Source organism: Lysinibacillus antri, assembly GCF_003977595.1.
GTDB classification, from domain to species: domain Bacteria; phylum Bacillota; class Bacilli; order Bacillales_A; family Planococcaceae; genus Ureibacillus; species Ureibacillus antri.
The window spans coordinates 63,469-78,087 of sequence record NZ_RYYR01000016.1 but is presented as its reverse complement, the minus strand read 5'-3'; the positions used below and the strand labels follow the sequence as shown (position 1 = coordinate 78,087).

General features: G+C 33.8%; 11 protein-coding genes. 9 read left to right on the top strand and 2 right to left on the bottom strand.

Translation table 11 applies throughout. From position 1 onward, the window contains the following. Nucleotides 1–90 precede the first annotated feature (90 nt). Together EK386_RS12680 and mcrC are read left to right on the top strand one after the other, a co-directional pair. Nucleotides 91–1,833: a DUF8426 domain-containing protein gene (locus tag EK386_RS12680; protein ID WP_126659544.1), complete on the top strand. Its 1,743-nt coding sequence runs from the start codon at nt 91–93 to the stop codon at nt 1,831–1,833. Beyond that, complete coding sequence (gene mcrC, locus EK386_RS12675) at nt 1,808–2,845, top strand: 5-methylcytosine-specific restriction endonuclease system specificity protein McrC (RefSeq protein ID WP_126659543.1); 1,038 nt, start codon at nt 1,808–1,810, stop codon at nt 2,843–2,845. Before EK386_RS12680 ends, mcrC begins: the two co-directional genes overlap by 26 nt. A gap of 115 nt (nt 2,846–2,960) precedes the next feature. Here mcrC and EK386_RS12670 read toward each other — a convergent pair whose 3' ends face one another. Beyond that, a complete protein-coding gene (locus tag EK386_RS12670; RefSeq protein WP_126659542.1) occupies nt 2,961–3,341 on the bottom strand; it encodes a hypothetical protein in 381 nt (126 codons plus the stop codon). 292 nt (nt 3,342–3,633) lie between these two features. On the opposite strand from EK386_RS12670, the gene EK386_RS12665 reads away from it, so the two are divergent. From EK386_RS12665 to EK386_RS12645, 5 genes are all read left to right on the top strand, one after another. Continuing rightward, entirely contained in the window at nt 3,634–5,547 is a 1,914-nt protein-coding gene (locus tag EK386_RS12665) for a hypothetical protein (RefSeq protein WP_126659541.1), read from the top strand. Between the two features lies 1 nt (nt 5,548). Then, nucleotides 5,549–6,403, top strand: coding sequence for a hypothetical protein (locus EK386_RS12660; RefSeq protein WP_126659540.1), 855 nt, complete (start codon nt 5,549–5,551; stop codon nt 6,401–6,403). Beyond that, complete coding sequence (locus tag EK386_RS12655; protein WP_126659539.1) at nt 6,393–7,163, top strand: hypothetical protein; 771 nt, start codon at nt 6,393–6,395, stop codon at nt 7,161–7,163. Before EK386_RS12660 ends, EK386_RS12655 begins: the two co-directional genes overlap by 11 nt. A gap of 360 nt (nt 7,164–7,523) precedes the next feature. Then, nucleotides 7,524–7,850 (top strand): nucleoside triphosphate pyrophosphohydrolase, encoded by a 327-nt coding sequence (locus tag EK386_RS12650; RefSeq protein WP_126659538.1) that lies wholly within the window; start codon nt 7,524–7,526, stop codon nt 7,848–7,850. A gap of 1 nt (nt 7,851) precedes the next feature. After that, the gene (locus EK386_RS12645) at nt 7,852–10,233 is read left to right on the top strand and encodes a DEAD/DEAH box helicase family protein (protein WP_126659537.1); all 2,382 of its coding nucleotides are present in this window, start codon (nt 7,852–7,854) and stop codon (nt 10,231–10,233) included. Between the two features lie 60 nt (nt 10,234–10,293). Here the strand turns inward: EK386_RS12645 and EK386_RS12640 are convergent, their stop codons facing one another. After that, nucleotides 10,294–11,379 (bottom strand): type I restriction endonuclease, encoded by a 1,086-nt coding sequence (locus tag EK386_RS12640; RefSeq protein ID WP_126659536.1) that lies wholly within the window; start codon nt 11,377–11,379, stop codon nt 10,294–10,296. Between the two features lie 275 nt (nt 11,380–11,654). On the opposite strand from EK386_RS12640, the gene EK386_RS12635 reads away from it, so the two are divergent. Next, a complete protein-coding gene (locus EK386_RS12635) occupies nt 11,655–12,050 on the top strand; it encodes a hypothetical protein (protein WP_126659535.1) in 396 nt (131 codons plus the stop codon). Nucleotides 12,051–12,125: 75 nt separating this feature from the next. Further along, on the top strand, nt 12,126–14,060 hold the full coding sequence (locus tag EK386_RS12630) for a DUF2075 domain-containing protein (protein WP_126659534.1): 1,935 nt from the start codon (nt 12,126–12,128) through the stop codon (nt 14,058–14,060). Nucleotides 14,061–14,619: the final 559 nt, after the last annotated feature.

The window sequence follows — 14,619 nt, the reverse complement described above, 5'->3', positions numbered from 1 at the left end:
CCGTAATTCTAGTATTCGAAAATAAGTAAAAATAGTGTTGGCAAGTGGTCGCAAAATTAATGACCATTTATTACATTTTTTGATTGCCAAATGCACGTTGAAAACCGAATTGATAACTTCATTTTAAACGAGGAATATAAAATATTTGGCTTTGGTATGAGTGTTGTGAGTGAAATTATAGGGAATGTTTTTGCGGATGACTATTGTTTTTACAATCAACGAGATAGAGTCGCAGTTGAAAATATACTGAAATTAACACCTAATTATTCTCGAGGGGATACAGATGGTAAAAAGTTTATTAAATTTCAAAATTGCTTAAAGGAAAATCAAATTATTGAGCAATATTTAAAGGTTATTGGAAAACGTACAAATCTGCCAATTTATTATGAAGTGGATCAATTTTTCAGCTTCTTGTTCGAACGCTTTGGGAAAAATGGTAAAGATGGTGATGATGACATTCCACAATATTGGCTTCTTGCATCAGGTGAGCATGGCGTGATGTGGGATGATTTTTATAATAACGAAATTATTGCTATTGGATGGGAAGAAATTGGTGATTTGAAACAATATAATAGTAAACGAGAAATTACCGATGCCTTAAAAGAAGAGCTTCAACTGAACAACCCTACAAATGTTGCACTAGCCAATTATCAATTTGCTTATGAAATGAAGAGTGGGGACTATGTGTTTATTAAACGAGGAAAGAAACATATCATTGGGTTTGGTAAAATTATTTCGGACTATCAATATGATCCTTCACGCGAAATCTATCATTCTGTTCGAAAGGTAGAATGGTTAGCAACAGGAGAATGGAGTGTTGAGGATGAACCAATTCATACGAAAACTTTAACTAATATTACGAGCTATGAAGATTATGTTGAGCGTTTACTTGAAAAGGTGGGCATGTTGGATACTGGTACGAATCCTCCAACTGGTACCAAGCCTAATTATGAGGGGCCTGCACCTTATACATTTGAGCAAGTTCTTTCAGAGGTTTTCATGGAGGCTGAAAAAATTGAAGAAATTCTTGAAACCCTAGACTACAAGAAAAACATCATTTTACAAGGACCTCCTGGAGTAGGAAAGACGTTTGTTGCGAAGCGCCTTGCTTATCTTCATATGGGGGTAAAAGATGATAGTAAAATTGAGTTTTTGCAGTTCCATCAATCCTATTCCTATGAGGATTTTATTAGAGGATATAAGCCGAATTTAGAAGGGAACTTCACGTTAAAAGACGGGATTTTTTATACATTCTGCAAAAAAGCAATTGATGATCCAGAAAACAATTACTATATGATTATTGATGAAATTAACCGGGGGAATTTATCAAAAATCTTTGGTGAGTTAATGATGTTAATCGAGGCAGATAAGCGCGGGAATAAGTATGCTGTTAAATTGGCCTATAGCATTGGAGAGGAAAAATTCTATATTCCATCAAACATTCATTTGATAGGCACGATGAACACGGCTGACCGTTCTTTAGCTCTAGTCGACTATGCGTTACGAAGAAGATTTTCATTTATTAATGTCGAACCAGCCTTCCATACGGATTCCTTTAAAGAGTTTTTAATCTCAAAAGGAATTAGCAAAGGATTTATCGAAAAACTGATCATCTCCATCGATGAAGTCAATCAAGAAATTATCAATGATAAGATTAATCTGGGGAAAGGCTACGAGATTGGTCATAGTTACTTCTGTCCAACGATTGAAAGGGTTGACGATGAAGAAAAGTGGTATGAACGAATTGTTCGTTTAGAAATCGCACCTTTATTAAAAGAATATTGGTTTGATCGGGAGGATAAAGTTAGTGAAATTCTTAACCGACTCCAATAATATTCCAATCAAAAATCTTTATTATATGCTCTGTTATGCGTGGCAACATCTAGATGAGCGAGAATTTGTTTCGATTTCGCGTGAGGATGAAAAAGATATTAAACATCTGTTAACAAGAATTCTCTTAGTAAAATTGCGTTCGCTTATTAAACGTGGATTTTATAGGGAGTATCAAAATAACAGGGAAGAAACATCTACACTTAGAGGTAGAGTTCTATTTAAAGAGTCTATACAAAGTTTTTCTTTTAAACGGGCAAAAATGCATATTGAATTTGAAGAGTTGAGCCATGATATTCCTCACAACCAAATTATTAAATCTACTCTTTATCAGCTCCTTCAGCTACCCGGATTTGATAAGAAGTTGAAAGAGGAAATTCATCAACTGTATTCATATTTTGCACAGATCAAGCTAATAAAGTTGGATGGCTACATATTTAATACGATTCGGCTTCATCGAAGTAACCAGCATTATCGTTTTGTACTAGATATTTGTCAGTTGCTCTATGAAGCATTGCTATTAAATGAAGAGGAGTCGGATTCTAAATTTGCTGATTTTGAGCGCAATCCAAAAGCAATGGCTCGGTTATTCGAGGACTTTGTGCGAAATTTCTATAGAAAAGAAACACCGCAATTTAAAGTTGGGAGAGAAAATATCTACTGGGATGCAACTGGTGAAAATACATCTTACTTGCCAATCATGCAAACGGATATCTCTTTAGAAGATTTGAACCGGAAGATCATTATGGATACGAAATATTATCAAAACGCATTAACGCAAAACCGTGGTTCAGAAAAATTAATTAGCACTAATCTCTATCAATTGTTTGCCTATTTAAGCAATCACAAAGAAGTAAACAAAGTACTTTCAGGAATTTTACTCTACCCAAAAACAGGACAAGAACTGAATCTTTCCTATGAAATTAAAGGCTTCCCAATAAAGGTTTATACTGTGGATTTAAATCGGAGTTGGGATATCATTCATGATCGGTTGTTGGAAATAGTGAAGGAATAAATATTTTGAACATAAAGAACAGAAATAGGAACATTAAAAATAAAACGTCCTAAATGCAATTTACGGTTTTAGGACGTTTACTATATTGTAGGGTACATTTTGAGCGTATTGTGTATTAATTCGAATACACAATACTATCCGAAATAACTAAATCGGATTGGCCAAAATGCATCATCTCCCCAACGATGGGCATATGAGTCCAAGCTTCTAAAACGGGCTTTTGACTTGTTACTTCTAAAGCATGTGCATAGATTTGAAACTGCGGTAAATGTGACACCGCGTGTTCTTCCCATAATTCTTCACGGCCAGGGAATGTTTTATGGTCAATGATAATCCAACCATTTGACAGCTCAATTAAATAATCTACTAAACCAAATGCCTTTTGATTATTTAGCTTAATATGAATAGGGAATTCCTTATGAATGTTTACTTTCTCTCCATATGTTTGCTCGACAAAATGGTGTAATTGATTTGATGCGTCAATTAAATCAACCACTTTTAAGGCACTTATATCGTAATTTTGCAAAATGGATTGTGCAAGATGTTCACACTTTGTTTGATCTAATTGTGGTGAATCAGCGGCTTTCTTCTTATTGATATAAACTTTACTTAAATATGAACAGTTGTAAAGATCAAAAATAAAATAAGAATTAAAATCAATTGATACATTCCTTTATTTGGTGATTTCAATAATTAGAATTTAAACAAGGACGATTAGTGGTAAAATAATTAGGTTAAAGAGAATCATTTATGACGTATAAAAAATTAAAATAAATGAGGTACATAATATGAATGTAGTAGATAACCAATGGCAATTTTCAAAAATACCAAATATAGAAGAATCAAATTTTAATAAAATTCTAGAGCGATTTTATAGCTTAGGTGTAGCAGGTTTAACACGTGAAAATATACAAAATTCATTAGATGGAAGACTTACTGAATCAAATCAGCCTGTCGTAGTAAAAATTAAACTTGGCAAAGTAAACCGACAAGCTATTCCAGGAATGAACTCTATTGTGCAACGTATTGATAGTTTAGAAGGTCGCAACGGATATACGAAAGAAACGATTGCTCATATGAAAGCTTCTATGATTGCTGAGGAAGTTCGTTATATCTCCTTTGAAGATAGTAATACACGTGGGTTAACGGGGGCTAAGTACGGTCAAAGTAACTCGAAAGAACATACATGGGGCATTTATGCGTATAACAAGGGGGTTCATTTTGAAGAAAAGGACGAGTCTTTTGAAGCTTCACGTGGAGGATCGCATGGTGTGGGGAAAATAGCGTCTAATGCAGCTTCAGATTTACATATGATGTTCTTTGCCAACTGTGATGCAGAAGGTGAACAGCATTTGGGGGGCACAATTCAGTTAATTGAACATAAATTGGGAGATAATTATTACCGCTCAACAGGTTACTTTGCAAAATTAGAGGACTCGAAATTTATGCCATTTGAAAATCAATACGATCAAATTTTTGAGAAAACCACGCGTGGCTTAAAAATTGTCATTCCATTTTTAAGAAACAGCTTCTACAGAGAAGATGAAATTATCCGTTCGGTATGTGATAGCTTCTTTGTTTCGATTATTGAGAAGAAGTTAGTGGTCCATGTGAATGATTTAATCATTGATGCCGATTCAATCGATAGCATTGTGACAGATAGCCAATTTTACGTGCAAGAGATTGAAGCAATGAAAAAAGTGTTTACGCCTTTATACGTAAAAACATATAAAACTAAACAGCCTCGGTTAATTGAAATTACTCATAAAAATACGGTATTTAAATTCAATTTATATTTTAATTATGATGAACGTATTCCAAAAGGACGTGTTGGAATCATTCGAACAATTGGGATGAAAATTGAGGATTTTGCAGTGAAAAACAATGCAACGAAGCCATTTAATGCTGTGTTAATAGGTGGAATTGTGGAGGACAGTTATTTAAAATCTCTTGAAAATGAATCGCATACAAAAATATCAAGCGATGACATTAAAGATCCTGAATTAATAAAGCTTGCGAAGAAATTTATTAGCAATTTAAATAAAGAAATTTTAAAAGTTATTGATGAAGAAATAAGAAAACATAATCCAGTAGACGGGAAAATTAACACGTCGGATTTACTTTATACGATGGAACTGGATTTCAAAGAAAATTTATCGCAGTCGTTTGGAACTGTCAAAATAAAAAACGGTAAAAATATCGTAACGAGCGGTGAAGGGGATAATTCGGAAACAACGCCTGCTAAAGCAAAACGACAAAAGCGTGAAAACGGACCTACTCGAAAACCAAAAGAAAGTGGCATACGTAGAAAAGGAAAAACTCGGGATAAAGGAGAGAACGAAAGCGCGGCTGAGGATCAAAAAGATGAATACAAAATTAATCCATATCGTGTAGAGCGCCTATTATTAAATGATCAAGAATTTATTCAAGTAAATTTAATGGATAGCCCAGAAGTAGCTAAAGCAAAAAAATGCAATTTGAAATTTAACATTATAGACGGAATGGGCAAAGAATATATCGGTGAGTTTAATATGAAAGAAAATTATTCAAATGTCATTGATAAAAATAATAGTAATTCATGTGTCATTGAATCAGATGCTATTAAAAATGTATCAATTAAAAATGGCCTTGTTAATTTACAGCTTGCTCTCAAACCGAAATATAATCGCTCATTAAAATTTATTTACTACATAGAGGTGTAACATGATTTATAAAAAAGATGCCAATTTCCCTTATCCGATTCTTTCATCGAACACTCTAGCGTATGAGGAAAGTGATTTTACTATAAAAGTAAGTTTTGAGGAGGATGGGGACTTATACCGTTTTAAAATTGCAGCGCAACTAACTTCAGAGTTTGTAGAAGCATTACTGAAGAATGGAGAAGCTCAATATTTATTAGTTATTCAGTCAAAGGATACGAAATTTTTTCCATTAGATATGCATAATTTACAAGTAGAAATAGCCAAAAATCGTATGTCATTATCAAATCGCACTTCCATTCAACTTCATATAGTCGCAAAATCGGATATCCGGTTTGAAAATAATCGCGAATTAAATAGTTTCTATGATCAGTTAAAAGATTCGATTGTCGTTCCAAAGTTTTCAATGATTGGTTTTTCAAATATTGTAACATTTGAGGGTGGTATGAAGAACCCACTTGATTTATTTGAGAAACGACTAAATCCAAATTTAAGTTCAGCCATTAAATTTGAATTAGGGTCTGAATGTATTATTATCCATTTCCGAGATGAGGACATCCAATTCCAATCGATGACAAGAGCGAACGCCTTTATGAATCCGTATTTATATACAGGCTTGCGCATGGCTTTAGAGCGTTTTATTAGTAACTATGCTGATGAAGATGATGATGTAGTGGAATTATCACAGATGACACAACCAGAAGATTTACTAGACTTTAAACTTTATAACTTAATGACTAGCAAAGCAGTTGAAGAATTACATGTAGATAATATTGATGAAGTGATTGGCCGTATATCACATCAAATTATCGAGAAATACGTAAAAGCTGTAAAGGAGTTAGTAGCACATGAAGATTAGACTTTTAAAAGAAGGTTATAAAAAGGATGAGTTGCTCTATACAGCGTTTAAAAATGGTGAGGTAATAGATGATCTATTTTTCTCGGAGGAAATTGTTGAAATTGAGGAAGCACCAGATTTCCCGATTTATATGGGGAAAGGTTCTGAAATCCAAAAGAAAGCTGATTTTCTAGATGCATTCCAAGCCATTGCAAGTTCGTATGTGAATTTAGATCGTGACATTCATTTTAATGAACGTTTTTGGCATTCGCTTTTAATTACAAAAAAGCGTGATTATATTATTGAGAAATATCCTCAAGTTTTAGAAAGCTATCGAGAGTTTGGTAATATCGTCATCAAAAGTTTTGACTGGGAAAACTATATTTATAAATGTATTTTAGCAGTTGAATATATTGTGGACGCCAGAGAGCTAGTACTTTCTAAAGATCAGTATTACGAGCTAATAGTAGATAACTTAGATATATACAACTACATCATTAAGTATTCCATTTTTAGGAATGGCGAGTTTTTAGTAAAGATTTTATTGGTCATTCATAACTTAGGAATCGGTGAGCTACTGAAAGCGAAAATAACAGATCGTCCGGATTTAGGGAAAGATGAACGTTATGGCCGACGTGTTATTTTTGAGCTTAATAAAGCGTACCCAGTATTAATGAGTCCATTATTAGATATAGAGGCTTTGCAGGAAGAGTTTTTAAAGGCGTTGAGTAATTATTATGATGTATCGAATATTGAATCACAAAACAAAGTAGTTTTGTGAAAATACGAATTAATTAGCAGTAATCTTTATTGATTGTTCGCCTATTTAAACAATCACAAAGAAGTGACAAAAGAACTTTCAGGAATTTTACTCTACCCAAAAACAGGACAAGAACTGAATCTTTCATATGAAATTAAAGGCTTCCCAATAAAGGTTTTTACAGTGGATTTGAATCGGAGTTGGGATATAATTCATAGTCGGTTGTTGGAAATAGTAAAAGAGGTAGAGAGTTAGTCTGTAGTAACATAAAGATAGAAACAACAATTACAAAACGATTAGTCAGAGGCTCCCAATAAAATGGCCTTTTATTGGGCCTTTTTTGTATAATAATGTAAGTACAATAGAAGTGGAGTTGATTTTATGCCTGTATATAACAAACTAATTCGAGATGGTATTTTAGAAATTATTGAGGCTGAGGGACTTTCTTATAATTCCCGCATATTAGAAGAAAAAGAGCATTTAACAGAAATTAAAAAGAAATTATATGAAGAAGTAAAAGAATTTGATGAAACAAATAATACAGAAGATGGTATAGAAGAGCTTGCTGATGTTTTAGAACTAATTCATGCAGCTATTAAAGTATATAATCTATCCTTTGAAGACTTAGAAAAAGTTCGTTTGAAAAAGAAAGAAAAACGAGGGGGATTTGATAAAGGTCTTTATCTAATTGATGTAGAGGACAAATAAAATGAAGTTGATAACTTATAACTTGATAGATGAGCTTGTGAATTTATGTGAAGAAGCTATTCATATTTGTTTTATTACGGCATTTGCGATGAAATCAGGTGTTCAATTAATTCTTCCAACATTAAAAAAGGCACATGCTAGAGGTTGTGATATTCAGCTTTTGGTGGGGGATTATTTATATATTACACAACCGGATGCACTAAAAATGCTACTTGAACATTTACCGAATGCAGAGATTCGTATGTTTCATTCACACGGAAGATCTTTTCACCCTAAAGCTTATTTATTTAGAGAAGAATCTTTACAGCATGTCATTGTTGGGTCTTCAAACCTATCGAATTCTGCATTAACTAACGGTATTGAATGGAGTTTACATACTGTAAATTCGGCTACGTTTGAACAATCGATTGATGAATTTCATAAACTTTTTTATAGTCCACATACAGTACCGATTAACTTTGAATATGTCCAGAAATATAGTGAGAAATATAAAGAAGCTAATAAAGTCACTCCACTATCAACAAAATGGGATGAAGTAGAAGCTACTAATCTAATGTACGGAGTGAACCCAAACTCTTCAGTTATCATGGAAGAACCGTTACCATTAGACACTATTCAACCAAGGCCGGCGCAAAAACTCGCCCTAGCGGCATTAGATGAGACAATTGAACAGGGCTATGATAAAGCACTAGCTGTACTTGCTACAGGGTTAGGTAAAACCTATTTAGCTGCCTTTTTTGCAAATCAATTCAAACGTGTGTTATTTGTTGCACATCGAGATGAAATCTTACAACAAGCAAAAAGTGCATTCACAACAGTTCATCCAACAAAAACAACTGGTTATTTTAATGCAAATGAAAAGAATACAGAAAGTGATTTCATTTTTGCTTCTGTCTATACAATTTCGCAAGCGTATCATTTAAAAAAATTTACTCCAGATGCTTTTGATTTAATCGTTATTGACGAATTTCATCATGCAGTGGCTAAAACTTATACTCGCGTTCTAGATTACTTCCATCCCAATTTTTTATTGGGAATAACTGCGACACCTGATCGTATGGATAATCAAGATGTTTACAGCGTTTGTGATGGTAATGTAGCAATTCAAATTCATTTTCTAGATGCCATTGCAAGAAATTGGTTAAGTTCATTTCAATATTATGGAATTAAGGATCAAATTGATTACTCTCAAATTACTTGGTTGGGCAATCACTATGATGAGGAAGAATTAATTAAAGAGCAATTACAAGACAAGGTTATAGAAAAAATATTTTCAGAGTGGTTGAAATATAAACAATCAAAAACGATTGCTTTCTGTTCATCCATCAGACAAGCTAAATTTTTATGTAATTATTTTCGCTCTAAAGAAATTGAAGCTGAAGTGTTGACCGGTCAAAATTCTCGTAATGATCGAAATGCAATACGCGAGAACTTCATAAATGGTGAAATTGAAATTATTTTCACAGTAGATTTATTTAATGAAGGTGTAGATATTCCCACAGTAGATACACTATTATTTATTCGTCCTACAGAGTCCATTTCGATTTTTACACAGCAAATTGGAAGGGGATTACGACTGGCAGATGGCAAATCTCATTGTGTAATTATAGATTGCATTGGAAATTACAAAAACGCCGATCGTAAATTAAGAATCTTTAAACCTCAATTAAAATCAAATGAACGATTAAAAATACAGCGAGTTGAAACAATTCCAATGACAAACTGTGAATTGCACTTTGATGTAGAAGTAATTAATTTACTTGAAGAAATGGCTCGTAAAAATCGTAATTACAGACAACAAATTATAGATGCGTATATGGATTTAAAATTACAATTAGGACGCCGACCGACTTATTTGGAAATGTATTTAAAGAGTAATATTGTAGAGTTGAATTTATCTCGTGAATTTGGATCTTATGTTGGAATGCTCAATGAAGCTGGAGAACTAACAGAGGAAGAAGGGGTAGTTTTCAATCAATTTAAAGAAGTGCTATTGGAAATTGAAAAAACTGCTATGACTAAAAGCTATAAAATGGTAGTTCTAGAAGGAATGCTTCAAAGAGGGGCATCTAATTGGTATCAAAATATTACAGCTGAAGAAATAGCACCATTCTTCCTAAGCTATGTATCAGAAAAAAATAGAAATCATATTGATCCGATTAATCAAGAATTGAATAAGGTTGTTTCATTAATTGAAAAAATGCCTATGACAAAATGGTCTGGAAGTAGTAAAGGTATTGTTAATTTTACAGATAAGCAATTCAAATTTGAAATTGAAGTTCCCTATAACATGGAAGAAAAACTTTTCGTTTGGGTAAATGAAATTTGTAAATACAGACTTCATAAGTATTTTGAACGAAAAGCTCTAAAGTTGGAGCATTAATAACTTCGTAATCAAAAAGTCCTAAAGCCATTTTCAAAAGGTTTTAGGACTAATTTATTATCATTGTAAATACGGTTCCACTGTCTTAACAATCTGATCTCTAAAATCCACTAAATCAATAGGCTGCTGGAATTCGAGTGTTGTTCGTTCCTTATCAGTCGGCGCATCGTTTAGTACAATGTAATTTTTACTTCGTTCAAAGTAAACGCGGATAATCCATTTTCGAATCGAATTATCAATTATAATATTGAAGTAACTTTTGTTGTCTCTATAAAAAATTCGATCTGGGGAGATAATACCTTTTAATAATACTTTGACTACCGAATAGGCCTCAAGCTCTTCAGGTGTTGTTATCACTCCGCCGTCATCATCCTTTGACTCCACATTTTCTTCTGGGGGTTCAGGGAGGTTAACGGATACATTTGCATCTCCAGTAGATTTTAGGGCGGCATTTAATTTATCATTTACTTTTTCATTAAAAATTTGTTTAATTCCTTTATTGATGATCGGGGTAAACTTTTCAATAATATTTTTCGTTTTTGTACCTTCATAAATCTGGTTTACAAGAAATTTAGTAAATTCTTCACCGGGTGTTTCTAATTGCTCTGAAAGGTAAGACTTCAAGGCATTTAGATATTTTAATTCAGATGCAGTGCTTGTGATATTATCAACATCAAAGCTTTCTTTACGGAATTTAGCAATTTCACTAATTTGATTATCTCGTAACTCTAAAATATTAAACGAGAAAAATGGGGTAGTATCCATCTTATTCGTTTCTTCTAAATCCGTATAGAATCTGTACTCAAGGCCATTTGTAAGAATGCTGAATTTCGATGAAGTTGTCCCAAAATAGCGGAATAGCTGTGAATCGTGTTTTAGTAATTTCTCCGTTATACTCTTACATTCGATTAGTATGGTTGGTTCTCCATCTGCTAAAATTGCATAATCCACTTTTTCGCCTTTTTTGATTCCAACGTCTGCGGTGAATTCAGGGCAAAATTCGAGTGGATTGAAAACATCATATCCGAGTGCTTGGAAAAATGGCATAACAATAGCTGTTTTTGTTGCTTCTTCAGTTGTGATCGAATCTTTCATTGTCAAAATTCGGTTTGCTATGTTCTTCAACTGCTCAGTAAATTTCTCCATCTAATAACCTCCAATTCATTATTGCTAGCTGAATAGTGAAAATATATTACTCCCTCAGTTCTATTTCCTTACTATAATCATGTCCCTGTTAAATCTGATTAATAACATAATATTTACTAAAAGGTCACTTTAAGTTATTATATTTGAAATATATGGGAAATTTATGTAAATATGTGTTATTCTTCTCATTAAATTTTATTAACAAATAACTTTATATGCTGTCTTGTGAAAGATGATAAAATACTAGTAAAAGTTAGAAATTGAGGGAATTTTATATGAAGGAAGTATTTGTGGAATATATGGCTCTACCAGCTATAAAAGATGGCGTTGCTAGTTTTTATAGTTCATTTGAGGATAATAAATGTGTGGAACCTGCGAAAGACTACGTTTCTGGGAGATGTCATACGGTAGGGGAAGAATTAGATGCACTTGCTATAAGTGTGGGTTTTATGACACTTCAACAATTTCAAGAAATTCATGGTGTAAATTCATTGAATACATATGGCTATCAGTTATCGATTGCGATCGGCAGAGCACTCCTAGGGAAAGGCATAGTTCTAAATATCGATGGGGAAGATGTTCTTTTTAGATGCAATCAAAATAAATTTTATCTATGGCCAAAAAGTAAGCATGAATATTTATATTTAGAAGAAAAAATTCAAAGTTTTTAAAGTTAGAAAATGTTATGTGGTTCATTAAATGATTTTTCTAGTTCTTACTAATACGAATGAAATCAGGTGATTCCTTTGATCATATACGAAGCAACCAAAGCTGGATTTATTGATGATGTGGTGAATGAGAAGATTGTGGACCGTTTATATGAGGTGTATCAAAATAAGATAGGAAAGACGTCTCGGAGTGAGATTCGGTCGTGGGATAGTTCGTTGCAACGGATGGCGAATGTGATGCAAGATCGGGAAATTCCGAAAGATTCGAAGGTGGCCATTGAGTTTAAAATTCCGAATACGGGAAAGCGTGTGGATTTTATCGTTGCTGGCAATGACGGACGCCATGATCATGCGGTTATTATTGAGTTGAAGCAATGGGAGTCTGTAAAAAAGATTGAAACGATGGATGCGGTTGTTGTGGAAACTGCTTTAGGGGGAGGGTTACGCCAGACGACACATCCCTCTTACCAAGCGTGGAGTTATGCTGCCTTAATTGAAGATTTTAATGAAGATGTGCGAACAGTGCCCATTCATTTAAAGCCTTGTGCGTATTTACATAACTATCACTTACAAGAAAATGATCCACTAACTGACAACCATTATCAAGAACATTTAGAGAAAGCGCCTGTATTCACAAAAGGTCAACTAACGAAATTAAGAGAATTTATTAAAACGTACATTAAATATGGCGATACGAACGATATTATCTTGCGTATTGATCAAGGGAAAATTAAACCATCGAAATCACTACAAGATGCATTGTCTAATATGCTTGCCGGAAATGAAGAGTTTGTCATGATTGATGATCAAAAAGTCGTTTTTGAACAAGCACTAACCTTTGCGAAAAACTGTATCCAACAGAATGAGAAAGGCACCTTTATTATTCAAGGTGGACCAGGGACGGGGAAATCTGTTTTAGCGATTAATTTGCTCGTAAAGTATATTGAAGAAGACTACTTAGCAATGTATGTAACGAAAAACTCGGCACCGCGGGAAGTGTATGCCGCAAAACTGAAGAAGTCGATGAAGAAAACGGCGATTGATAACTTATTTAAAGGATCAGGCAGTTTCTATGCAGCCGAAGAAAATGAATTTGATGTTTTGATCGTGGACGAGGCGCATCGTTTAAATGAAAAATCCGGACTATTTTCAAACTTAGGAGAAAACCAAGTGAAAGAACTCATGCATAGCGCGAAGTTTTCGATTTTCTTTATAGATGAGGCACAACGAGTTACGTTAAAAGACATTGGTAGTGTGGAACTAATTAAAAAATATGCAGAACAGCAGGGTGTTAATGTATTTGAGGGCGAACTCGCTTCCCAATTCCGTTGCGCGGGTTCTGACGGTTATATTGCCTGGTTAGATGATGTGTTAGGCATTCGGGAAACGGCAAATACGAATGATTTAGGGATGGATTATGACTTTCAAGTGTTTGATGATCCAAATGAATTATTAAAGAAAATAGAAGAGAAGAATCGTGTAAATAATAAATCGCGTATCATGGCGGGTTATTGTTGGAACTGGCCAAAAGAAGGGCGCTCCAATCGTGATTTCTATGATATTGAAATTCCAGAACATAACTTCGGAATTAGCTGGAATCTGGATAACTCCATATGGGCAATTGGAGAAAATTCGATCAGGGAAGCGGGTTGTATTCATACAACGCAAGGACTTGAGTTTGAATATGCAGGCGTGATTATTGGGGATGACCTGCAATATCAAGATGGACAAGTAATCACAGACTATACAAAACGTGCCAAAACCGACCAATCTTTAAAAGGCATCAAAACCCTTGCAAAAGAAAATCCAGAAAAAGCTCAAAAGGTAGCGGACGAAATCATTCGTAACACCTATCGAACACTCATGACACGTGGACAAAAGGGGTGTTATGTGTATTGTACAGATCCTGCACTAAATGAATATTTCAAATCGCGGATTGATAAAACGTATGAGCAACAAGAACGAGTGAAGGAATTTTTACTGGTGGATCACAAAGAATTATATGAGGAGTAAATTAAAAGCAATTGCAATTTTACAAGTGCTTGTGCTAATCATAGTCCTTAATTTGATAGCGACACGATTTTTGCTTTTAAAATATAACTGAAATAACATGATAAAAAGTCCAATGTCTGCTACGCAATTCATGATTAAATATAAAATTATTATATTCATGACTTTATCATAGTTTTAAATTGGAGCCAATTGATTTTAAAAACTATCTTCAAACGTTCATTGGGACATCACAATCAATGGGTTTGTAACGCCATCGTTTATTGTAAAAGGATAAGAAATTACTCAAGGACGCTCCCTATGGCGAACTGGATAGTATTCAAGTAAAACTGAATGACATCCGTCTTACACTTGAATCTGGCATGCTGCTTCGTAAAGAACTGAAAGGTATGCCAGGTACGATGTCTTTGAAAAATTATACAGTTTATTTAAATAAGAGTTCGGATATGATTCATCATTGGTTGTTGGAAATAGTGAAAGAATAAATATTTTAAACGAGCTCTGAAAATAGAACATTAAAAACGTCCTAAATCCATTTATACAGGTTTAGGACGTTTCTTAT